Annotated in this window: 22 protein-coding genes; 13 read left to right on the forward strand and 9 right to left on the reverse strand. The window is 53.3% G+C overall.

Features of this window, described 5'->3' with window-relative positions; all coding sequences use genetic code 11:
• Window positions 1-2 precede the first annotated feature (2 nt).
• From betI to JIG40_RS17600, 3 genes are all read right to left on the reverse strand, one after another.
• Window positions 3-608, reverse strand: coding sequence for a transcriptional regulator BetI (gene betI / locus JIG40_RS17590; protein ID WP_199465751.1), 606 nt, complete (start codon window positions 606-608; stop codon window positions 3-5).
• 287 nt (window positions 609-895) lie between these two features.
• Window positions 896-2,686 (reverse strand): aminopeptidase P family protein, encoded by a 1,791-nt coding sequence (locus JIG40_RS17595; RefSeq protein ID WP_047459812.1) that lies wholly within the window; start codon window positions 2,684-2,686, stop codon window positions 896-898.
• Window positions 2,687-2,800: 114 nt separating this feature from the next.
• Window positions 2,801-3,742, reverse strand: a complete 942-nt coding sequence (locus JIG40_RS17600; protein WP_020331872.1) for a LysR family transcriptional regulator — start codon at window positions 3,740-3,742, stop codon at window positions 2,801-2,803.
• A 144-nt stretch (window positions 3,743-3,886) separates the two neighbouring features.
• On the opposite strand from JIG40_RS17600, the gene JIG40_RS17605 reads away from it, so the two are divergent.
• Together JIG40_RS17605 and JIG40_RS17610 are read left to right on the forward strand one after the other, a co-directional pair.
• Entirely contained in the window at window positions 3,887-5,047 is a 1,161-nt protein-coding gene (locus tag JIG40_RS17605; RefSeq protein ID WP_172560585.1) for a multidrug effflux MFS transporter, read from the forward strand.
• Window positions 5,048-5,151: 104 nt separating this feature from the next.
• Window positions 5,152-5,433 carry a hypothetical protein gene (locus JIG40_RS17610; RefSeq protein ID WP_199465752.1) on the forward strand — a complete coding sequence of 94 codons (282 nt, stop codon included), beginning with the start codon at window positions 5,152-5,154 and terminating at the stop codon, window positions 5,431-5,433.
• A 40-nt stretch (window positions 5,434-5,473) separates the two neighbouring features.
• Here JIG40_RS17610 and asnC read toward each other — a convergent pair whose 3' ends face one another.
• Window positions 5,474-5,938 (reverse strand): transcriptional regulator AsnC, encoded by a 465-nt coding sequence (gene asnC / locus JIG40_RS17615; protein ID WP_020331877.1) that lies wholly within the window; start codon window positions 5,936-5,938, stop codon window positions 5,474-5,476.
• A gap of 100 nt (window positions 5,939-6,038) precedes the next feature.
• On the opposite strand from asnC, the gene JIG40_RS17620 reads away from it, so the two are divergent.
• The 3 genes from JIG40_RS17620 (at window position 6,039) to JIG40_RS17630 (ending at window position 9,668) form a co-directional block, all read left to right on the forward strand.
• Window positions 6,039-8,330 (forward strand): EAL domain-containing protein, encoded by a 2,292-nt coding sequence (locus JIG40_RS17620; RefSeq protein WP_199465753.1) that lies wholly within the window; start codon window positions 6,039-6,041, stop codon window positions 8,328-8,330.
• Between the two features lie 64 nt (window positions 8,331-8,394).
• Window positions 8,395-9,183, forward strand: coding sequence for a class I SAM-dependent methyltransferase (locus JIG40_RS17625; protein ID WP_020331879.1), 789 nt, complete (start codon window positions 8,395-8,397; stop codon window positions 9,181-9,183).
• A 77-nt stretch (window positions 9,184-9,260) separates the two neighbouring features.
• Complete coding sequence (locus JIG40_RS17630) at window positions 9,261-9,668, forward strand: hypothetical protein (RefSeq protein ID WP_055452940.1); 408 nt, start codon at window positions 9,261-9,263, stop codon at window positions 9,666-9,668.
• A gap of 57 nt (window positions 9,669-9,725) precedes the next feature.
• On the opposite strand, the gene JIG40_RS17635 is transcribed toward JIG40_RS17630, so the two are convergent.
• Window positions 9,726-10,610, reverse strand: coding sequence for a carboxylate/amino acid/amine transporter (locus JIG40_RS17635; protein WP_199465754.1), 885 nt, complete (start codon window positions 10,608-10,610; stop codon window positions 9,726-9,728).
• 56 nt (window positions 10,611-10,666) lie between these two features.
• Window positions 10,667-11,092, reverse strand: coding sequence for a universal stress protein UspA (gene uspA, locus JIG40_RS17640; protein ID WP_020331882.1), 426 nt, complete (start codon window positions 11,090-11,092; stop codon window positions 10,667-10,669).
• Window positions 11,093-11,255: 163 nt separating this feature from the next.
• Here uspA and ftnA point away from each other — a divergent pair, with 163 nt between their 5' ends.
• From ftnA to JIG40_RS17655, 3 genes are all read left to right on the forward strand, one after another.
• Window positions 11,256-11,783, forward strand: a complete 528-nt coding sequence (gene ftnA / locus JIG40_RS17645; RefSeq protein ID WP_020331883.1) for a non-heme ferritin — start codon at window positions 11,256-11,258, stop codon at window positions 11,781-11,783.
• Between the two features lie 74 nt (window positions 11,784-11,857).
• Window positions 11,858-12,181, forward strand: coding sequence for a universal stress protein UspB (gene uspB, locus JIG40_RS17650; protein ID WP_020331884.1), 324 nt, complete (start codon window positions 11,858-11,860; stop codon window positions 12,179-12,181).
• A 104-nt stretch (window positions 12,182-12,285) separates the two neighbouring features.
• Window positions 12,286-13,473 (forward strand): NAD(P)/FAD-dependent oxidoreductase, encoded by a 1,188-nt coding sequence (locus tag JIG40_RS17655; RefSeq protein WP_199465755.1) that lies wholly within the window; start codon window positions 12,286-12,288, stop codon window positions 13,471-13,473.
• Between the two features lie 73 nt (window positions 13,474-13,546).
• Here the strand turns inward: JIG40_RS17655 and araH are convergent, their stop codons facing one another.
• From araH to JIG40_RS17670, 3 genes are read right to left on the reverse strand one after another with little or no spacing between them, the layout of a single operon-like run.
• A complete protein-coding gene (gene araH / locus JIG40_RS17660) occupies window positions 13,547-14,533 on the reverse strand; it encodes an L-arabinose ABC transporter permease AraH (RefSeq protein ID WP_020331887.1) in 987 nt (328 codons plus the stop codon).
• 18 nt (window positions 14,534-14,551) lie between these two features.
• Entirely contained in the window at window positions 14,552-16,066 is a 1,515-nt protein-coding gene (gene araG, locus JIG40_RS17665; RefSeq protein WP_055452938.1) for an L-arabinose ABC transporter ATP-binding protein AraG, read from the reverse strand.
• Window positions 16,067-16,126: 60 nt separating this feature from the next.
• Entirely contained in the window at window positions 16,127-17,128 is a 1,002-nt protein-coding gene (locus JIG40_RS17670; protein ID WP_020331889.1) for an arabinose ABC transporter substrate-binding protein, read from the reverse strand.
• A gap of 362 nt (window positions 17,129-17,490) precedes the next feature.
• Between JIG40_RS17670 and JIG40_RS17675 the strand changes: the two genes are divergently transcribed.
• The 5 genes from JIG40_RS17675 to araC all read left to right on the forward strand — a co-directional run bounded on the left by JIG40_RS17675 (window position 17,491) and on the right by araC (window position 22,917).
• Window positions 17,491-19,194 carry a ribulokinase gene (locus JIG40_RS17675; protein ID WP_199465756.1) on the forward strand — a complete coding sequence of 568 codons (1,704 nt, stop codon included), beginning with the start codon at window positions 17,491-17,493 and terminating at the stop codon, window positions 19,192-19,194.
• Complete coding sequence (araD, locus tag JIG40_RS17680; RefSeq protein ID WP_154183846.1) at window positions 19,187-19,936, forward strand: L-ribulose-5-phosphate 4-epimerase; 750 nt, start codon at window positions 19,187-19,189, stop codon at window positions 19,934-19,936. The genes JIG40_RS17675 and araD overlap by 8 nt, the downstream gene beginning before the upstream one ends.
• A gap of 13 nt (window positions 19,937-19,949) precedes the next feature.
• Complete coding sequence (gene araA, locus JIG40_RS17685; RefSeq protein ID WP_199465757.1) at window positions 19,950-21,452, forward strand: L-arabinose isomerase; 1,503 nt, start codon at window positions 19,950-19,952, stop codon at window positions 21,450-21,452.
• A gap of 44 nt (window positions 21,453-21,496) precedes the next feature.
• Entirely contained in the window at window positions 21,497-22,012 is a 516-nt protein-coding gene (locus JIG40_RS17690; protein ID WP_055452934.1) for a hypothetical protein, read from the forward strand.
• A gap of 65 nt (window positions 22,013-22,077) precedes the next feature.
• A complete protein-coding gene (gene araC / locus JIG40_RS17695; protein WP_024373648.1) occupies window positions 22,078-22,917 on the forward strand; it encodes an arabinose operon transcriptional regulator AraC in 840 nt (279 codons plus the stop codon).
• The last annotated feature ends 50 nt before the right edge of the window (window positions 22,918-22,967 follow it).

The raw sequence follows: 22,967 nt of genomic DNA on the forward strand, positions 1-22,967 counted from the left end.
ACCTAGCTGGTTGTCGTCAGCGCATGCTGCGCCAGTTGTATTTCTAAGTAATCGTTTATCAATAACCGGGCTTGCTGAGCGTTGATTCCATCAGGATTCAGCGCACCGCGTAGCCAGATACCATCGATCAGAGCAGCGATCCCGTGTGCCACCTGTTGAGCGTGGTGACGGGGCAGAAGGGCTTTAAGTTCAATTTTAAGGTGAGAGAACAGGCGTTGTTCGTTGACTCGTTGTAAGCGGTTCAACTGCGCGTCGTGCATCGAATAGGACCAGAACGCCAGCCAGGTTTTAACCACCTGACTTTCTGCCTGAAATCCTTCGAAGTTGGCATTCACGATGGCATTGATCCGTGCCTGATGCTCGTGCTGCGGGATTTTCGCCAGTGCCTGAGTGACGGTGACCGAATGTTCACGCAAAATCGCGCGCATGGTTTCTTCCAGCAGACCATGTTTGCCGCCGAAGTAGTGGTTGATGATGCCAGTGGATACCCCGGCTTCACGGCTGATCAGCGCAATACTGGCAGCGTGTAATCCCACTCGTTCGATAACGGCCATGGTTGCTTGAACCAATTGCGGTTTGCGTATGTCGGGCATCCCAACTTTCGGCATCTGCACTCCTTATCATTTTTAATTGAACGATTAGTTAAATATACGTTAAACAAAAAATTGTTAGATCTCAAACTAAAATGTTGTGCAATTGGTGTTCTGTTTGGTTTTTGTTGCTTGATATTTTTATTAAAAACAATGAGATAACTGATAAATATTTTTTTTGATTTGAAGTGGAAACTTTAGAATTGTATGAAAATAGCAGAGGAGCAAGTGGCAGGGAGGAAAGCGGATACAAAAAATCCCTTAACGATGGCTCGTTAAGGGATTGATAGAATTAAGATTTGCGCTTAAACGTGGCTGATCGGTTGCGTTGCTTGACGCAACCAGGCTTGAACTTCGCCTTCCACCAGCGGGCTGACTTCGTTCCATACTTTGGCGTGGTAGTCATTCAGCCAGTTCAGTTCCGGCTTGGTCAGCATGTTGACGTTAATGGCTCGCACATCAATTGGGCAGCGGGTCAGCGATTCAAAACCGAGCACGTTAAAATCACCTTGAGTGGCAATTTCGGTAACCAGTTCCAGGTTCTCAATACGGATCCCAAAGCCATCAGCGCGGTAGTAACCCGGCTCGTTCGACAGCACCATTCCCGGGCGCAAAGCGACATTGTTGAACACTTTGCCGATGCGTTGCGGGCCTTCATGCACACTCAGGAAGTGACCGACACCGTGGCCGGTACCGTGATCGTAATCGTAGCCATTGGCCCACAGATGCTGACGTGCCAGCACATCGAGCTGATGGCCGCAGGTGCCTTGCGGGAAACGGGCTTTGGCCAGTGCAATGTGGCCTTTAAGCACCAGAGTAAACTGCTGCTTCATCTCGTCGCTCACGTCGCCAATCGCGATAGTGCGGGTGATATCGGTGGTGCCGTCGGTGTACTGACCGCCTGAATCGACCAGATACAGCGTGTTCATTTCCAGCTGACCCGGTTGTGGCTGGTTCATGTGGTTGTAGTGACACATGGCGGCATTGCTGCAGGCTGCAGAGATGGTATCAAAGCTCAGATCTGCCAGAGTCGGGTCCAGCTCGCGGAATGCTTGCAGTTGATCGGCAAGCTCAGCTTCGTTGTGCAGGCGTCCGGCCGCCACTTCGCTGTCCAGCCAGGCGAGGAACTTGGTCATCGCCGCGCCATCGCGTACATGGCACGCTTTCATGCCGGCAATTTCGGTTGCGTTCTTAGCGGCTTTTGGCAGCAGACACGGATCGGCATCGCTCAGCAGCTCGACACCGGCATTTTGCAGTACCAGTGTAAACCAAGCGTTGCTGGTGGCTGGGTCCACAATCACGCGTTTTCCGCGCAGTTGCACCAGTTGTGATTCGAGAGTTTCCGGATGATGTACGCGCACACCTGAACCGACGTGGGCGTCAAAGCCTGCCGCCAGACGTGCCGGATCGAGGAAAAAGTCGACACTGGCGTCCGCATGCACAATCGCGTGCGACAGCAAAACTGGCAGGCGAGAGACATCCAGACCACGAATGTTGAGCAGCCAGCAGATGGAATCGAGCTCAGTCAGAATTGCGCTGTCGGCCTTTTTGCTGACCAGAATATCTGCGATGGTGCGGCGTTTGGTTGCGCTGTCGACGCCGACGAGCTCATTACCCATCAGGCGCATGTCAGAGACCACGGGAGCCGGGCGGTCATGCCACAGTTGGTCAATGGCGTTGCCACGGGTGGCGACCAGTTGCAGTTCGCCGTCCAGCGTGGTGTGCGCGGCTTTCAGCCAGCTTGCACGGTGCATACGTGGGTCGTAACCCACTTTGCTGCCCGCCGGCAGGGCGCTTTTCAGCCACGCCAGATACGGTTCTTCAATCAGGTGACGATACTCAAACAGTTCTCCCGGAACTTGTTTGCGAACCTGCACAGTATACCGACCATCGACGAAGATCGCCGCTTTTTCGCCGGTGATCACTGCAGCACCCGCTGAACCGGTAAAACCCGTCAGCCAATGCAGGCGTTCGTTGTGTTCAGGGACATATTCGCCGAGGTACTCGTCTTCGTGAGGCACAATGAGTGCATCTAAACCTTGTTGTGTCAGCCAGTTACGCAGTTCGGCAACACGTTGGGAAATGGATTGTGGCATCTGTGATTATCCTTATTAACAGTCCTTTGTGACGGCGCAGGCTGTGATCAGCTGGCCCGGGACAAGTGCGGATAAGCTACTCCTTTTACCAAAGGCGTGCAAATATCCGTCGCTTTATCTCAAGTGTAGTGTTTTGGTTTGAATGATCTGGCGCAGCCAGTTCAATGCCGGGTCGTTTTCCCGGTCGCGATGCCAGAACAGAGTGTAAGCCATCGGCGGAAATTCTAACGGCAACGGCAGCACCACCAAGCCCATTTGCTGCGCGACCAAATGAGTAAAATGGCTCGGCGCGGTAAACACAAAGTCGGTGTAGGTACACAAGCTGGCTGCGCTGTTGAAATCCGGCACGGTGATGGCGATATCACGCTCATAGCCCATGTCTGCCAGTCGATAGTCGAGCAGCCAGCGGTCATTGCCATCGCACCGTACCTGCACATGACGCAGCGACAGGTACTGCTCCAGATTCCAGGGTTGGCTCAGGGCCGGGTGATTATGACGCACCACACACATCTGGGTATCGCGGTAAATTTCCTGCTCGCAGATATCGCTCGGCGGCATCATGGTCAGCCGCGCATCGTTGATGTCGATGTCTTTCCCCGTCAGGCCAAAATCGAGTTCGCCCAGTTGTAGTTTCTTGAACGTCTGATCTGTCCAGGCGTGTGTGCTGATGTTGAGATTCGGACCCTGACTGAAAATGGCAGGCAAGAAATGCGGCAGGATCAACGGATAGACACTTTCCACCGTGGCGATGTGAAAGCGGTATTCACTCGACTGCGGGGAAAACTGTTCCGGCTGAGTGATGAGCTCGAGCTGGTTCACCAGAATGTCCAGTTTAGGTTTGAGAAACACCACTTTGGGCGTTGGTTTCAGGCCGTGCGAGGTACGAATGAACAACGGGTCGTCAAACTGCTCGCGCAGCTTGGCCAGCGATTTACTCACCGCCGACTGGCTGAGGTAGAGGCGGTTGGCGGTGCGGGTCACGCTCAGCTCTTCACTGAGTACCTTGAGACACACCAGTAAGTTGAGATCGATGCGCGCTAACTTTTCAATCTTCATCTGATTTTCCTTTGAGGAATATTACGGATGATTATAAGCCATTTTTACGCATATCATGATTACTCTATTATGCGCGAAGTCTCATTAATTTAGTTGGAGTAGAACGTGAGCGTGACGCAATCTGGCGGACCGAGTAAACAGCAAATGATATTACTGACGCTGTTGGTCCTGTTTAGCCCTTTGGCGATTGATATTTATTTGCCTGCATTGCCGCAGATCTCTCAGACGTTTCACGTGGAACACGCTCTGGCTCAGGACACGATTACTTGGTTTCTGTTTGCTATGGGTGTCGGTCAGCTGTTTGCCGGCCCACTGGCAGACAAACTCGGTCGTCGAACTGTTGCATTGGGTGGTATCAGCATTTATGCGGTGAGCGCTTTATTGGCGTGGAGCGCACAAAGCATTGAATGGATGCTGACAGCCCGTCTGCTACAAGGCTTAGGTGCATGTGCGACATCGGTAGCAGCCTTTGCGACAGTTCGCGATATCTTTGGTCCGCAACGCAGCGGCAAAATGATCAGCTACCTCAACGGCGCGATCTGTTTTATTCCTGCTCTTGCGCCGATTCTGGGAAGCTGGCTGACTCAACAGTTTGGCTGGCGCGCGAACTTCAGCTTTATGGCTGGGTTTGCGCTGACGGTCGGCCTGTTGCTGCTGATGCGTATGAAAGAGACCAACCCAAGCACTGAAAAACAAGCGGTGTTTAAGCTGTCGCGCTACTGGTCGGTACTCAAGACACCATCATTTGTCTTTCATGCCTCATTATGTTTGCTGGCGATGGCAGTGATTCTGGCTTATGTGACATCCGCTCCTGTGGTGTTGATGGAACGCCTCGGCCTGACGATGAATCAGTTTACGTTCTGGTTTGGCGTCAACGCCGTGGTAAACATCATTGCCTGTATGACTGCGCCACGCGTGATGGATCGCTTCGGTACTCACACCACCTTAGTCATGGGCATCAGTTCGCTGCTGGTGGCTGGCGTGGCGATGGTGATGTTGGCGAGTGTGGCGACCGCATTTGCCTTTATGCTTCCTATCTTCCTTTCGTCGGTTGGGTTTGCCTGGATTCTCGGGGCGGCGGCTGGAAAAGCGCTGGCACCGTTCGGTGATAAAGCGGGTACGGCGGCGGCACTGTTAGGTTTATTCCAAATGAGTGGTTCTGGTCTGGTGGTCGGAACATTGCAACGTTTACACTTGGAGCCGCAAATGATGATCGCATTGCATATGTGGCTTATCGCTCCGGCCTTGATCATTCTGTTTTCAAAAGCAGGCCGCGCCTGGCATCAGTGGGCTTTGGAGTCGTAGCGTAAGCTTTGGTAAATTCACTCAAAGGGCTATTTTCTAAATGAGATAAGGCGTGTATATTGTTGCCTCTCACCCTTTTAGTAATCACTTGGAATCACTAAACAATGTCTATGACAACCTATGAAATGGCCCGCATCTGGGAACAACTCGATGAGTCTCCAGAAAAGGTGATGTTCGGCAAATTGCTAACAGAACTGGGTAACCAAAGTAGTGAGCGTGTTCGTAGTGCGGCTAAACAGGTACCACTGCCTGTGTTGCGTGATCTGGTTTTCCAGTTTCAGCAAGTGATTGATTCTCGTAAAAATGAGCAAGTGGATTTGCTGGCTAAAGAACTCGCCAAGCAAGGTATCTCTCCAGACGAGCTGTTGAAATACCTCAATAAATAACGATATTGCGTAAAAAGCCCGGACTGAGTGCCGGGCTTTTTTATGGGTTGACGTTGCGGTTGATCGGGTTTTGCAGCGAGATCAGCGTTTCGGTCGACTGCACTTCGTCAATCGCCTGCAACTTATCAATCAACACGTATTGCAACTCTTCGATCGACTTACACATCAGCTTAACGAAAATGTTGTACGCGCCCGTGGTGTAATAGGCTTCAACCACCTCATCCAGCGCATTGAGTTTGGCCAGCGCCGAATGGTAGTCACGCGCGGCGTTAAGGTTGATGCCGATAAAACAGCAGACGTCGTACCCGAGCTTTTTGGTGTTTACCACCACTTCCGTTCCCTGAATGATGTCGGCGGCCTTCATTTTTTCGATTCGAACGTGAATGGTGGCCGGACTGACGTTGAACTGCTTGGCCATTTCGGCGTAGGGCGTGCGGGCATCATCCATCAAAATTTTCAGAATCGCGCGATCCAATTCGTCCAGCTTTGTCGAGGCTACTTGCATATGAATTCCTGAGATTTGTGCAATTGGTCAGAATATCACGCGGATATTCTTTGATATCGAGTGATATCATTAATCATCGACTCTGCCAAGGAATCCGTTTGTGGCTCGCTTATCTTTCTTAATGCAATCGTTATTACTGAGCCTGACGGGCATTTTCCCCGCATTCGCCGCTTCGTTCTCGACCTCAGACACAGAGTCACTTCTTGGTCTGGCTTTTGGCTTGAACAATCACCAGCACTGGGATCTGGCTGGTGTACTCCTCATTCTGCTGTTTTTCTCTGTGGTTATCGCGCTGCTGCTTTACTATGTGCTGCGTCTGCGCAGCAGTGAGCGCTTGAGCCGCGATAACCAGATTCTGCTCGAATCGGTGTTTGAGCAGAGCAATCACTACATCGGTATTCTTGACCATTCGGGGCGCCTGATTTCCTGCAACCACAAGTTTCAGGAACTGTTTTATCGCCAGGGGATGAACCTGGAGCTGCCCCTGTGGACACACCCTCACTGGGAAGATGCCTCGGCGCAGCGCATTAAAGAGTATTTTGAAGAAGTGTCGACTCAGCCGCGTCAGTTTGAGGCGGAAATCTGGCACGCGGAGCAGGGTTCGATGATGCTTGAATGGGCGTTCAAACCGATGCTGACCGTGCCGGGTGTACCTATTCAATATTTGTGTGAGGGTCAGGACATTACCTGGCGAAAAATCACCGAAGACAAATTGTTTCAGCGTGAAGCCAGCCTCAGCCACTACTACGATTTGCAACCTGTGATGATGCTGACATTGGATGAACAGAACCGCATTCAGCAGGTGAACCGTTTTGCCGAGCAGTTGCTTGGTTTTCAGGCATCACAACTGCTTGGCCATCCCCTCAGCGACTTTTATCTCAGCGAGCTGGCACTCAGCGCGCGTCAGGTTCTGCTACAACCTAATCAGTCACTGCAAGGCATCTGGCAGCGCGAAATTGAATATCGCCACGCGGATGGGCGTGCCATCTGGGTGCGTGAGAACATTCGTGCGCTGGTAGAAACGGGTCATCTGCTGATTGTCGGCGAGGATGTTACAGAGACCCGGCAATTGGCCGACAAACTGGCGTATCAGGCCAAATACGACATGCTGACCAACACCTTCAACCGCAACCAGTTTGAACTCGAACTGGCGCAGGCATTGCAGGAAACCGCCACCGAGCTGCGTACCCACGCCATGTTGTATCTCGATCTCGACCAGTTGAAAGTGCTCAATGATACCGCCGGTCACGATGCGGGTGATGGCGCTATTCAGTTCTGCGCCAGCATGCTCGAAGAGGTATTGCCGTATAACGCGGTGCTGGCACGCATGGGCGGTGATGAGTTTGCCATTCTGCTTAAAGACTGCACAGAGCGGGATGCGATTCAGGTGGCGAAAACCATCGTCGCGACCATGGCGGAGCATGCGTTCTGGTGGGAGGAGATTCGCCTCAATCTGACCTGTTCGATAGGTATTCGCCTGATCGACCACACCGCAACCTCACCGCAAATGGTCCATGCGCAGGCAGACACGGCTTGCCATGCCGCCAAAGAAGAGGGACGCAACCGCTATAACTTGTATCGCCAGGACAACGCAGATTTGCGCCGCCGCCAGTTGGAGATGGAGAGCGTTAACCTGGTACACGATGCGCTGGCCAAAGAGCGGGTTGAACTGTTTGCCCAGCAAATACTGGCGCTCAATGCTGATGAGCCAGGCATGCACTTTGAGATTCTGGTGCGGATTAAAAACGCCGACGGCGAGTACGTATCACCGGGGATTTTTGTGCCCGCTTCAGAGCGTTATAACGTGGCGCATTTACTGGACAAACAGGTGGTGGAGCAGACGCTGCGCTGGTTTGAAACCCGCCCGCAGGCACTGGCTTGTCTGGGTTTGTGCTCGATTAACCTCTCAGGCCACTCGATGGGGAACGCAGAATTCATCGATAACCTGATCGCGCGCCTGCAAAGCAGCTGCGTGCCATGCAGCAAAATCTGTTTTGAGATCACGGAAACCGCCGCGATGCGAAACCTCAATCAGGCCATTGCTCTGTTCAGTCGCCTGAAAGAGCTCGGCTGCCGAATCGCCTTGGATGACTTTGGCTCTGGGTTGTCATCATTCGGTTACCTGAAGAAGCTGCCGATCGATATCGTCAAAATCGACGGCCTGTTTGTGCGCGACATTGATGTGAATGAGATGGATCATCTGATGGTACGTTCGATTCACGATCTGGCCCGCCAGATGGGTAAGCAAACCGTGGCCGAGTTTGTCGAAAACGACGCGATTTTGCAGCGCCTGCGAGAGATCGGCGTTCACTTTGCGCAGGGTTATCAGATTGGTAAACCACAGCCGATTGACGAGCTGGTTGAACAATTGCTGACCGCACAGAAGGCTTAGCCGCCACGCGTAAAATCGGCTACACTGGCGGCCGATTTGACCCCTCGATTCTGGAGTGAGACCTTTGCAGCTACAACTGATTTGTGAAGTCCGCGAACGTGCTGAAGAACTGCAACGTATCGCCAAGCGCTGGCATTTAAGCCACGATGCCAGCAGTCCGTTTGCGCTGGTACTGACGGCGGAGCGCTTAGAGCTACGTAAAACCGATGAGCCGAAACTCGGAGCGATTTACGTCGACTGGGTCAGCGGTGCCGTGGCGCATCGCCGTAAATTCGGTGGCGGTAAAGGTCAGGCAATCGCCAAAGCAGCAGGGCTGAACAAAGGTGTGACGCCAACCGTGCTGGATGGCACAGCAGGTCTTGGCCGCGATGCGTTTGTGCTGGCGTCATTGGGCTGCAAAGTGCAGATGGTGGAGCGTCACCCGGTGGTCGCAGCTTTGCTGGACGATGGCCTGATGCGCGCCAAACTGGATGCAGAAATCGGCCCGTGGGTCAGTGAGCGCGTGACGTTGCTGCACGCCTCGAGCCACTCTGCGCTGCAACAGTTGGCGCAAGACGCCGCCTTTGAACGCCCGGATGTGGTCTACCTCGATCCTATGTATCCACACCCGGAAAACAAAAAGAAAAGTGCGCTGGTCAAAAAAGAGATGCGCGTATTTCAATCCTTGGTCGGGGCAGATAACGATGCAGATAGCCTGCTGGCGCCGGCTTTACTGCTGGCGACCAAACGCGTGGTGGTAAAACGTCCGGACTACGCTGAATGGCTGGATGAACATAAACCGAGCATGGCGATCGAAACCAAGAAGAACCGCTTTGACGTATACGTGATTGCGGCGATGGGCGACAGCCACTAAAACATCACTTGCGTTTCCGTTGGCCTGCGGTTATATCTGATTAAGAATTATTATTATTCTTAGCTGGAGCCTCTACCATGACGAAACGTTTGTGTAAGTTAAATCGTCGTGACATCACCTCATCCTTGGGTGAGATTCATCGTCTTGTCGCGCAGCCGGCCTTTATGTGTCGTTCATGTGCGCGTTCATCGGCAGACAAAAATGCGCTGTGTAAACCGGAAGCTCTGCCAAAGATGAAGAGTAAAGGTAATGCCAAGTTGGCGCTGAACGTGGGGCAATCGCGCAGTAAGTCGGCTGAAAAAGCGGCGCTGAAACTGGCGAAGAAGACGCTGAAAAAGCAGAAAAAATATCAGAAGAAGCTGGCTAAGGTGCTCAAGCAGCAGCAGAAAATGATGAAAAAACAGCAGGCGCTGCAAGCCAAGTTCAATGCACTCAATCCGAGTGTGGTGTTGCCCGAAGCGGGCATCATGGCGCAGATGCACTGATTCGAATGAATTCAACAAAAAGCCCACCATTCGGTGGGCTTTTTTATCGTATAGAGATTACTGCTCGGAAGCGCGGTAGCTCAGTTCCACGCGGCGCTTCACCCAGGTTTCGTTGACCCACAACGACAGCAGGATCACCAGCCCGCCGAGACACAAACGCGCCAGGTCGACATCGCGGTTCCAGATCAGAATATTGACCACCAGACCCGCCGGTACCAGCACATTGTTCATGATCGCCAGCGCGCCAGCGTTGACCATGCACGCCCCTTTGTTCCAGGCAAAATAGCCAAAGCCAGAGGCAATCACACCGAGGTAAATCAGAATGCCCCATTGCACCGAGGTGGTTGGCAGCTTGCCAGGGTTGCCCAGCAGCAGGAATGCGACCGTCGCAACCACCAGCGCGCCAAGATAGAAGTAACCAAACACGGTGTGTTGTGGCAGCTCAACGGTTTCCCGTTCCATCACGTATTTATAGCCGACCTGACCGATGGCAAAGCAGAGGTTTGCCCCTTGTACCACCATAAAGCCGAGGAAGAAGTTTTCGTTAATGCCGGCAAATTTGATCACCGCCGCGCCCGCCACCGCAATCACTGCTGTGACCAGATACCATGGAGAGAAACGTCCTTTGAGCATGTCATAAATCAGGGTGACATAAATCGGCGTAAAGACGGTGAACAGCAACACTTCCGGTACGGAGAGCAGCAAGAACGACTGATAATAGAAGCAGTACATCAAGCCAAGCTGAATTCCGCCAATCGCCATCAGTTTGCCGATCAGCTTACCGGGTACTTGTTTGAATTTAAGAAATGGCAGGAAAACGATACTGGCCAATGCCACGCGCATCAGTACAGAAAACCAAGAATCAACCTGACCGGCAAGATAAACGCCGATCAGGCTGAATGAGAAGGCCCAAAGTAGGGTGACTGCAGATAAATAAATCATAACGAGAATGGTTTAATGAAAAATTACCTGCAGTCTAACTGAGTTTTTCTTCGCCGTCAGTCGTTGAGTGGTACAACCAACATGTCGACAGGTGAGCAATTAATAAGCTGACGGGTTGAGGACAGCAATTTGCTCCAGAAATCCTGATGGTGACCACACACGACCAAGTCAATGTTGAACTCATTGATGGTGTCACACAGTTCATTACTCAGATCGCCACTGCCCACCAGGGTGTGTTTGATTGGGTAGTTTGCGTAGTTCGCCAGATCCTGCAGTTGTTTCTGGGACGCTTCCATCGCGTGGTGCTGAGTCTCCGCCAGATTGATGTCGATCAGCCCGGTGTAGAGCTCCGCATAGTTCACATCAATATGAATAAAAGAGATCTCCGCATTCAGAGGCTTAGCCAGCGCAACCGCTTTGTCGATCAAAAGTTTGCTGTCTTCTGAGAGATCGACGGCAACTAAAATGTGTTGATAACTCATAATGCTATCTCCTTGTAGGTGACTAACTACAGATTAGCACCTCGCTCAGAAGTTTTTTGCCGTCGCGATCAAATATCCATCGCGAGCGGACAAGGTGTTCTAACAATAGCCAGCGAACATGTTATAGTGGCATCAGTGATTTATGATGAATTAGGAGCCTTCGATGCTATCGCAAGCTATGGTCGATCAACTGAATGATCAAATTAATCTCGAATTTTTTTCATCCAATCTATACTTACAGATGAGTGCTTGGTGTGAAGACAAAGGATTTGATGGTGCCGCAGAGTTTTTACGCTCTCATGCCGTAGAAGAGATGCAGCACATGCAACGTCTGTTTACGTATGTTAGTGAGACGGGCTCAATGCCAATCCTGGGTGCGATCGCAGCGCCAAAACACGATTTCGCAAGCTTAGGCGAAGTATTCCGCGAAACGTATGAACATGAGCAGATGATTACGCAGAAAATCAACAAGCTGGCTCATCTGGCGTTCACATCTCAAGACTACTCAACATTTAACTTCCTTCAGTGGTACGTTGCGGAGCAACATGAAGAAGAGAAGTTGTTTAAAGGGATTTTAGATAAGCTGGAGCTTGTCGGCGAAGATGGTAAGGCGTTGTTCTTCATCGATAAAGACCTGGCAGCATTGGCAAAAGCAGGCTCATCTTCGGTAATGGATGCCCCCGCTGAGTAACCTCAGCAAAAAGACCAATTGAAGCGATCGTCTTTTTCTCTGGGCATTCTTACACAAGATGTAGGGAGGAAAAGATGATCAGTGGAGATACCATTCTATTAGCGCTAATGATCGTAACCGGTGTGAACGTGCTCCGTTACCTCACCGCATTACGCTCTCTCATCTACATCATGCGCGAAGCTCACCCCTTGCTCTATCAGCAAGTTGACGGCGGTGGCTTTTTTACCACCCACGGTAATATGACCAAACAGGTGCGCTTGTACCACTACATCAAAAGCAAAGAGTATCACCACCATCACGACCCGGTGTTTACCGGTAAGTGCGACCGCGTGCGTGAGCTGTTTATCCTCTCGACTTCACTGGTCGTACTGACGACGGTAGCAGCCTTTATGCTGTGACAAGTGGTCAATTGGCAAGCGGTGTTTTTACCGTTAGAATACCGCCCCGAGTGAGTAAGGATGTGCGCTGCACATCCTTTTTTATTGCAGTTGAGTGAGCCGAGATGAGTGAAAAAGTCGATGTTGTCGTGATTGGTGCGGGTGCCGCAGGCCTGATGTGTGCCGCAGAAGCAGGTAAGCGTGGCCGCAAAGTGCTTATTATCGATCACGCCAAAAAACCGGGACGTAAAATCCTCATCTCTGGCGGCGGCCGTTGTAACTTCACTAACTACGATGTGTCGGCAGCCAACTACCTGTGTGGCAACCCGCACTTCGTCAAATCGGCGTTGTCGCAGTACACCAACTGGGATTTCATCGCCATGGTCGGCAAGTACGGCATTGCGTACGAAGAGCGTGACCATGGCCAGCTATTCTGTCTCGATTCGGCCAAAGATATCGTCAACATGCTGCTGGCCGAGTGCGATCAGCCGACCATTCGCCAGCGTTATCAGGTGGAAACGCTGGAGATCGCCAAAACCGAGCAGGGCTTTAGCCTCAAAACTTCAGTCGGCGATATTGAATGCCAGTCGCTGGTGGTGGCAACCGGTGGCTTGTCGATGCCCAAACTTGGCGCGACGCCATTTGGTTACAAAATTGCTGAACAGTTTGGTTTACCCGTGCACGCGACCACGGCGGGCCTGGTGCCGTTTACGCTGCATGTGGAAGACAAAGACGCGCTGGCTGAATTGTCGGGTATCGCGGTGCCGTCAGAAATTCAGGCCGAGTGTGGCAAGGTGTTTAAAGAAGCGCTGCTGTTTACTCATCGCGGCTTATCCGGCCCGGCGGTGTTGCAGATTTCCTCTTACTGGAAACCCGGTCAGGCGGTGATCGTCAATCTGGTGCCGGACGTGGATATTGATGAGCTGCTGACCCGTTCGCGTGAAAAACACCCGAATCAAAGCCTGAAAAATACTCTGGCACGCGTGCTGCCGAAACGCTTGGTGGAAGTGCTGATCGAGCGCAAACTGCTGAGCGACAAACCGCTCAAACAACTCAACCCGAAAGAGCTGAGCGCCGTATCCGAGACGCTGCAACAGTGGCGCATTGTACCCAATGGTACCGAAGGCTACCGCACTGCAGAAGTGACGCTGGGTGGTGTCGACACCGACTCGCTCTCATCGAAAACCATGGAGTGCAAAACCGTGCCGGGGCTTTATTTTGTCGGTGAAGTGATGGACGTTACCGGTTGGCTCGGCGGCTACAACTTCCAGTGGGCGTGGTCGAGCGGTTACGTGGCGGGGCAGTGGGTATAGCGGGTCGAATTCATTTCATAAAAAAGCTCTCTTATTTGTGGGAAATAAGAGAGCAAGTAACCGATGAATTGGCTTAACGTGATTTTTGTTTGTAGCGGTCAAAAATAACGGCAGCCAGCAAGATTGCACCACGGACGACGTACTGTGCAAAAGGTGACATGTTCAATAGGTTCATGGCATTTTCCACGGTGCCGAGAATCAGCACCCCGGCAATGACATAAGAGACTTTACCAATCCCGCCTTTGAGCGACACACCGCCCAACACACAGGCGGAGATCACCACCAGTTCAAAACCGACCGACGTCATGGGCTGACCACTGGTCATCCGCGCCGCCAGAATTACCCCCGCCAACGCTGAGATAAATCCTGAGATGGTGAAAATCAGCATCTTGGTTTTAACCACATTCACGCCGGCCAGACGCGCTGCTTCTTCGTTGCCACCGATGGCCAGAGTGTTGCGACCATACACGGTGCGGTTGAGCAGGAAGGCAAACACGGCAAACGTCACGATGGTCAGCCACACCGGGGTCGGAATGCCAAGCAGCGACGAGTTACCCAAGGTAAAGAAGCTTTCTTCCGTGATGCCGACTGCTTTACCATCGGAGATGATGTAACCGAGGCCACGGGCAATCTGCATGGTCGCCAGAGTGGTAATCAGCGCGTTGATTTGCAGTTTGGCAATCACAAAGCCATTCAGCAGGCCAAACAGCACGCCCGACAACAGGCCGGCACCAATGCCCAGCACGACACTGCTGGTGGCGTTGATCGCTACCGCGGTCACGACGCCGGAGCAGGCGATGACGGAGGCGACGGACAGGTCGAGGTCGCCACAGGCAAGGCAGAACAGCATCGCACACGCCACCATGCCGCTCATGGAAATGGCCAGACCAAGACCTTTCATGTTCACAAAGGTCGCGAAGTAGGGCACGAACAGGCAGCACAGCAGAAACAAGCCAGCAAACACCATCAGCATGCCGAAACGATCCCAGATCTGGGCGAAGTTAAACCCGCCAGACTTCTGTTCGGAATTAACCATTTTGGTAGAACTTGATAGAGACATAGTGATATTCCTTCATTCTTAAGCTGCGGCTTGTTCTTGGCCCAGCATAGCGAGGCGAAGTGCAGTCTGTTCTTTAAATTCGTCGCGTTGGAGCTCTCCGGAAATCGCGCCGTCTTTCATCACCAACAGGCGATCGGATATGCCCAGCACTTCCGGCAGATCGCTCGATACCACCAGCACGGTGACGCCGTTCTCGGCCAGCTTAAAGATCAGTTCGTAGATTTCCGATTTGGCGCCGACATCAATGCCACGGGTGGGTTCATCGAGCAGAATGACGCTCATGTCGGTGGAGAGCCAGCGACCGAGAATGACTTTTTGCTGGTTTCCGCCCGAGAGTTTGCCGATGGGCTGATCCAGCGAAGCGGTTTTGACGTTGAGTGCCTGACGTTGAGTGTCGGCGTTTTTCGCTTCCCAGCCAAAATCGATCAGGCCACCGAGTTTCAGGTGCCACGGACGTGCACTGATGTTGGTGTTTTCCGCCACCGACATGATCGGCACGATGCCGTCGGCTTTGCGATCTTCCGGGCACAAGGTAATGCCCGCTTTGATGGCGTCGCCCGGCTTACGCACATTAATGTTGACGTCATGCAGGTAAAGCTCGCCGGCGGTGCGTTTCTCCGCGCCGAAAATCAGTCGGGTCAGTTCGGTACGCCCGGCGCCAACCAGACCAAACAAGCCGAGAATCTCGCCCTGACGAATATCGAGTGAGACGGGCGCCGTCAGTCCGGGGCCTTGAAAATTTTCCAATCGCAGACCGCTTAAACCAAGCTCACGTGAACGGTAGTTATAGATGTCGCTGATTTCGCGTCCGACCATCAGTTCAACCAGGCGATCGTGGGTCAGTTGCGACAGGTCATCAAACGTCTGCACATGAGTGCCGTCTTTAAAAATGGTGATCGCATCGCACAGGTTAAAAATCTCTTCCATGCGGTGCGAGACATACAGAATGATTTTGCCGTCATCGCGCAACTCGCGAATGACTTTAAACAGGTTTTGAATTTCACGTTGTGACAGGCTGCTGGTCGGCTCATCAAACGCGATGATTTGCGCGTTGCGGCTCAGCGCCTTAGCGATTTCGACCATCTGCCATTGGCCGATGGAAAATTCTTTCAACGGGCGTGACGGATCAAAATCTTCGCCCAGACGCAGCAACTGTTCGCGCGCCTGACGATTGAGGGTTTCGGTATCCACGCGGCCGTTTTTGGTCGGTAGCTGACCGAGATAAATATTTTCCGCCACACTCAGTTCAGGCACCAGATTGAGTTCCTGATAGATGATGGCAATGCCTTGTGTCAGCGCATCTGTGGTGCCGGATAATGACAGCTCCTGGCCGTCAATCGCAATGTGACCTTCCGTTGGCTGGTGTAGCCCGCTTAAGGTTTTGAGTAGCGTCGATTTACCTGCACCGTTCTCGCCCATCAGAGCATGAATACTACCTGCGTTGGCGCGAAAACTGATGTTACTCAGCGCCTTAACACCGGGAAAGTGCTTTGAAATGTTGCGAAACTCGAGGTAAGAGGGGGACATCGCCATAACATTCTCTCCGTTCCAATAACGGGTGGCAGCGTAAAAGGACTGCCACCCCAACCGGACTTACAGTCCTTTTTTCTCCAGTTCTTTTTTGAAGTTGTCGCGGGTGATCAGGACAACGTCGGTCACTTCAACAAACTTGTTCGGTTCCACACCGTCTTTCACCCATTTGTACAGTGACTCAATCGATTTGTAGCCGTGTACGTCCGGGCTTGGCAGCAGCGAGCCGTAGAAGCCGGTCGCTTGTGATTTCGCCAGTTCGTTGACCGCGTCCACGCCGTTGATACCAATGCCGATCACTTTGTCAGCGGCAAAGCCTTGGCCTTCTGTGGCGCGAATGCCACCTAATACGGTGTTGTCGTTCATGCCAACCACCAGCCACTGTTTCACGCCAGGGTATTGCACCAGCAGGGAGTTGGCGGCATCCAATGCCCCTGGAATGTCGTTGGTTTTAGTGGGTACGCGATAGATTTGGTTGGCTGGGAAGCCGGCGGTTTTCAGCGCTTTGATTGAGCCGTCCACACGGCGGCGTGCGGTATCCAGTTCATCGGCGGTAATCGCCATCACGCCGGTAGTGGCGACATCAAAGCCGCGTTTTTGCATTTCGGTGTACAGCTCCTGGCCCTGACGTTCGCCAATCGCGCTGGCTGCCATCATCACCAGCGGTACGTCTTTCATCGGCTCGCCTTTGGCGTTGAGGAACTGGTCATCGACGGTGATGACTTTCAAATCATAGCTTTTGGCTTTGGCCATGATGGCAGGACCCAATTTCGGGTCGGGGGTGCAGATCACAAAGCCTTTGGCGCCACTGGCGGCCAGAGTGTCGATCGCGTTCAGGGTTTTCTCGCCATCAGGCACGGCCATTTTGATCACTTCAAAGCCCATGTCCTTGCCGGCTTTTTCTGCAAATGACCACTCAGTCTGGAACCATGGTTCTTCTGGCTGTTTGACCAGATAACCCAGTTTCAGGGTGTCGTCACTGGATCCAAAAAAAGCGTTGGCAGAAGCACTGAGCAGCGTCAGCCCGGAGAGGGCTGCGGTCGAGAGTAAGGTTTTTAGTTTCATTGTTATTCCATCCGCTGGTAGGGGTTTGTTTCGCTATCCATATTTGTTGATTCGATGTTGGGTTGAAGTGACCAAAATCACACCAAAAAATTGTAGCAAAATAGTCCATTCATTTAGCGCGAGTAGCCATGATGCAGATCTCAATTGCTGTTTTGTGGTGCGATGTTTCATATAAATGGTGCAAGTGTAAACGGTTAACTGGCTATTTTAATCAGATTTTATTCACGGTGAGCTTTTTTTAAACAACTGCACGATTTTATCCATGTGGCGTTTTTATCCATGAATCTAGCGGTGCGGTTCATGGTTGAAAATGGGGTTGAGCGTTATAACAAATGAAAAATATCACCCTACATGGAGTTGTTATGGAGCATTTCGCTACTCAACCAGCGCACGTCATCGGCCTCGATTTTGGTTCCGATTCGGTGCGCGCCTTACTGGTGAATGCGGTCAGCGGGGAAGAAGTCGCCTCCGGCGTGACTTACTACCCGCGTTGGATGCAGGGGCTGTATAACCAGCTGGAGCAGTCGCAATTTCGCCACCACCCGAAAGACTACATTGAAGCGATGACGCAGGCGGTGCGTGAGGCATTGGCCGCCGTGCCGGCTGAGGTCGCGCAGTCGGTGGTGGGCATTGGCGTCGACACCACCGGCTCGACGCCGGCACCGATCGATGCTGAAGGCAATGTGTTGGCGCTGCGGCCGGAGTTTGAACATAACCCGCATGCGATGTTCATTTTGTGGAAAGACCACACCTCGGTCGTCAAAGCGGAACGCATTAACCAACTGGCGCACAGCGGCGACTTTACCGACTACACCAAATTCATCGGCGGCATTTATTCGTCGGAATGGTTTTGGGCCAAAGCCGCGTGGGTCAGTGAGCAAGATGCCGATGTGGCCAAACACGCCTACAGCTGGGTGGAGTTGTGTGACTGGATTCCGGCCCTGCTCAGTGGTAATCAGCACCCACACCACCTGCGCCGCGGCATCTGTGCGGCCGGGCATAAAGCGATGTGGCATGAAAGCTGGGGCGGTTTGCCGGATCAAGCGTTTTTGTCGGCGATTTCCCCGACCTTGGATGGCATACGCGAGCGCATGTTCAGCGAGGTCTACACCGCAGAGCAGCAAGCGGGTACCTTGTCGGCGGCCTGGGCACAAACGCTGGGCTTGCCAGAGGGCATCGCGGTCGCAGTCGGTGAGTTTGACTGCCACATGGGCGCTGTCGGTGCGGGCGCGGGCGCGCACGATTTGGTCAAAGTGATTGGCACCTCCACCTGCGACATTTTGATGGTGGACGCCGACAACGTGGGCGAGCGCACCATTCACGGCATTTGCGGTCAGGTCAAAGGCAGTGCGCTGCCGAATCTGATGGCGCTTGAAGCCGGCCAATCGGCGTTTGGTGATATTTATGCCTGGTACAAACGCGTGTTGTTATGGCCGCTGCAAGCGTTGGCGGAGCAGCAGCCTCAAGCGCAAGCCACATTAGACGCCTTAGATAACGCTTTGATTCCACTGCTGTCTCAAGCGGCGGAAAGCTACGAGTTCAACGCTCATTCGCCGCTGGCGATGGACTGGCACAATGGCCGTCGTACCCCTTACGCCAACCAGCGTCTGAAAGGTTCGCTGTCGGATCTCAATTTAGGCTCAAGCGCGCCTGCGCTGTTTGCCGCGCTGGTGGAATCGACCGCCCACGGCGCCAAAGCGATTGTCGACTGTTTTGTCGACCAAGGCATGGCGGTGGAGCGCGTGATCGCGATTGGCGGCATTTCGCAAAAATCCCCGTACGTGATGCAGATGTGTGCCGATGTGATTGGCCGCGATATCGCGGTGGTGCGCTCAGAGCAGTGCTGCGCATTGGGCGCGGCGATTTTCGCCGCTGTGGCAGCAGGTGTGTATGACAACGCCCGGCAAGCGCAGGCGGCGATGGCAAGCCCCATCAGTGCGGTGTATACGCCCAATGCCGACACGCAGGCGCTGCGCCGTGAGCGTTACGCTGGCTATCGTGAGCTGGGTCAGCACTTAGAACAGTTGGCCGAATTTCATCAAGCCAAGGAGTACGATCATGAGTGAACACACCTTGATGCAACCCGTGTCGACCCAGAGTGAACGGCTGCGCAAACTGCGCCATGACGTGTGGCAGGCCAATCTCGATCTGCAACGTCACAATCTGGTGACCTTTACCTGGGGCAACGTCTCGGCCATCGACCGCGAATCGGGGTTGGTGGTGATCAAACCGAGCGGCGTGGCTTATGAAGATCTCTCTGCCGACAACATGGTGGTGGTGGATTTGGCGGGACACGTGGTGGAGGGTGACCTCAATCCGTCGTCCGATACCGCGACCCATCTGGTGCTGTATCGCACCTACCCACACATCGGCGGCGTGGTGCACACCCATTCGCCGCACGCCACCTCGTGGGCGCAAGCGGGGAAAGCCATTCCGGCTCTTGGCACCACCCACGCCGATTACTTCTACGGCAGCATTCCGTGCACCCGCCCGCTGACCAATGGCGAAATCGCCCACGATTACGAGCTCAATACCGGAGTGGTGATTGTCGAAACCATCGCAGAGCAAGACCCGATGGCGATCCCCGGCATCATCGTCAATGAACACGGCCCGTTCAGTTGGGGGAAAGATGCCCATCAAGCGGTGCACAACGCGGTGGTGATGGAAGTGGTGGCGTCAATGGCGCTGCAAACGCTGCAAATCAACCCGGCGGTGCAATACATCAATCAGGCTCTGCTCGATAAGCATTACCTGCGCAAACACGGCGCGAATGCTTATTACGGTCAGACTGCGACGAACAAAAAATAATCAAGGGAAAGTTATGAAAGTATTCGACAACAAACAGGTGTGGTTCGTAACCGGCTCGCAAACCCTCTACGGCCCAAAAGTGCTGGAACAAGTGGCGCAGGACAGCGCACAAATTGTGGCCAGCTTTAACCAGACCGACGCGATTTCCGTGCCGATGGTCGACAAAGGTACGGTGAAGTCACCGGACGAAATTCTGCAAGTATGCCGCGCGGCCAACAACGATCTGGCGTGTATTGGTCTGGTGCTGTGGATGCACACCTTCTCCCCGGCGAAAATGTGGATCGCGGGTTTGTCGCAGCTCAACAAACCGTTCCTGCATCTGCATACCCAGTTTAATGCGGCGCTGCCGTGGGATGAGATCAACATGAACTACATGAACACTCACCAGAGTGCGCATGGCTGCCGCGAATTCGGCTTTATCGGTACTCGCCTCGATCTTGACCGCAAAGTGGTGGTAGGGCATTGGCAGAACCCGCAGGTGCATCAGGAGATCGATGACTGGTGCCGCGCAGCGATCGGGATTGATGCCGGGCAGAACCTGAAAGTGGCGCGCTTTGGCGACAACATGCGCCAAGTGGCGGTGACCGAAGGCAACAAAGTCTCGGCGCAAATTCAATTTGGTTATGAAGTGAATGCGTATGGTTTGGGCGAACTGAGTGAGGTGGTGCAGTCGGTGTCGGATGCGGATATCGCGCGTTTGCTCGATGAATACGCTTCCACCTACGACATGAGCCCGCAACTGCTGAATGATCCGGCGCTGCTCAAACTGATGCAGCACGAAGCGCGTCTGGAAATGGGCATGGAACGTTTTCTGACGGAGGTCGGCGCGCAGGCGTTTACCAACACGTTTGAAAACCTGACTGGCCTCGGCTCTCTGCCCGGTTTGGCCACCCAGCGTTTGATGGCCAAAGGCTTTGGTTACGGCGGCGAAGGCGACTGGAAAACCTCGGCTATGGTGCACATCATGAAACAGATGGGCAAAGGGCGTCAGGGCGGTACCTCGTTTATGGAAGACTACACCTACAACTTCGGCGCCACCGATCAGGTGCTGGGCGCGCACATGCTGGAAGTGTGTCCGTCGATTGCTGCGGCGAAACCGAAACTCGAAGTGCATCTGCACACCATCGGCCTGCGCTGCGATGTTCCACGTTTGCTGTTTAGTGGCCGCGAAGGGCAGGCCGTCAACGTGTCGGTGATCGATTTGGGTAATCGCTTCCGCATGGTGGTGAACCGTGTTAACACCGTCGCTCCGCCACAAGGTATGCCGCATTTGCCGGTGGCTCATGCGTTGTGGGAACCGATGCCGAATCTGCAAGTCGCGGCGGCGAGCTGGATTCACGCGGGCGCGGCGCACCACAGTGCTTACAGCCAACAGGTGAGTGTCGACTCGCTGGCTGACTATGCTGACATTCTCGGCATGGAAATGGTGGTGATTGATGAACACACCGAAACCCGCAAGTTCAAACAAGAGTTGAAAACTAACAGCTTGTACTACCGCTTGGCGTCTGGCGTGTAATAAATCGGCCCCCTCAGCGATGAGGGGGCGTTGTAGAGGTACTTATGACGGTTGACGAATCGAGTTTAGTGTCGGGGTTCGACATTCACTATCAGCGCTGGACGCTCCGGGTTGCGCGGGTGTGTCCGACCCGCTTTCAGTTGCTGCATGGCAATCAACTGATGTACGAAGGCACACTGGAGCTGACCAACAACGGTGAAGTGCTGGATGTGTCGCACGCACAGTGGAAGTTCCGTCATCGACCGGACCGGATAGAGCAGTGGTGCCAGTGGCATCACGCCGCTCAGCTATCGCTCAATATGAATTACTACTTTCATCAGGATGCCGTGGTGATTGAATATCTGGCGCGCAACAGCATTCCGACCCGGCTCGACATTCGTCATGTGATCCAGCCGCTCAATGCGGCGCGGGTCATGCCCCCATCTACTGATACGGCACAACCGGACTGGCAACGCACACGCCACGGGCTGCCAAGCGATTTTATTCGTCAGTCAGCCAAAACCGACTGGTTTCGTGAGGCGTTTTCCGCCACCCAATGGATCGTATTAGGAAAAGTGTGAACTCAGAAATCGCAATGCGGCAAGGTGCAACATACACTAAGCAAAAACTCAGCAACTGTTGGTCTATGCAAACAACCGATCCGCTCAAACCGGGATACAACTTCGACGCCCATCTGGTGGCCGGCCTGACACCGATTATCGAAGGCGATGAACTGGATTACACCATCGACCGCCCGAACGGTATGAAAGGCTACATCATCAACTTCACCAGTAAAGGCGAGGGCACCATCTTCTCCGGTGAGCAGATGTTTCATGTGAAACCTGGCGACTTGTTGCTGTTTCCGCCCAGTGCGACCCATTTTTATCACCGTAAAAGCGACAGCGCATCGTGGTTTCACCGCTGGGTCTATTTCCGTCCGCGCGCGTTCTGGAATGACTGGCTGAACTGGCAGGAAGAGCGCAACGGTGTTTACCTGACCCGTGGGCTGGACGTGCAGACCATGCAGCACATCGAAAACCTGTTTGTTGATATCGAGTACACCGCCAAATCGGACATGCCGTATCGCGATGATCTGGCGATTAACCTGCTGGAACAGCTGCTGATCCGCTGCAAAACCGTGCAGCCGGATGTAGTGAGCAAGCCGCTCGATCCGCGCATCATTCAGGCCATCAACTACATGACGCAGAACCTCAATCAGGATTTCACCTTGGAAGAGATTGCCGCGCACACCTGTTTGTCACCGTCGCGCCTTGGCCATCTGTTCCGCGATGAGATGAAGATGACCATTACCCAGTGGCGGGATGATCAGCGTATCAGCCGCGCCAAACAATTGTTAGTGACTACTCACTACTCGGTTAACCACATTGGGCGGATTATCGGCTATTCCGATCCGCTCTATTTCTCGCGCGTATTTAAGCGCAAAGCCGGGGTCAGTCCGAAGCTCTATCGCGAGCAAATTACCTGATAAAACTCTCAACACTTATCATTCCAAAGCGGGATTTCTGTCCTATAGTA

Origin of the sequence: Vibrio sp. bablab_jr001 (genome assembly GCF_016464285.1) — a bacterium.
In the GTDB taxonomy this organism is placed as follows: Bacteria; Pseudomonadota; Gammaproteobacteria; order Enterobacterales; family Vibrionaceae; genus Vibrio; species Vibrio fluvialis.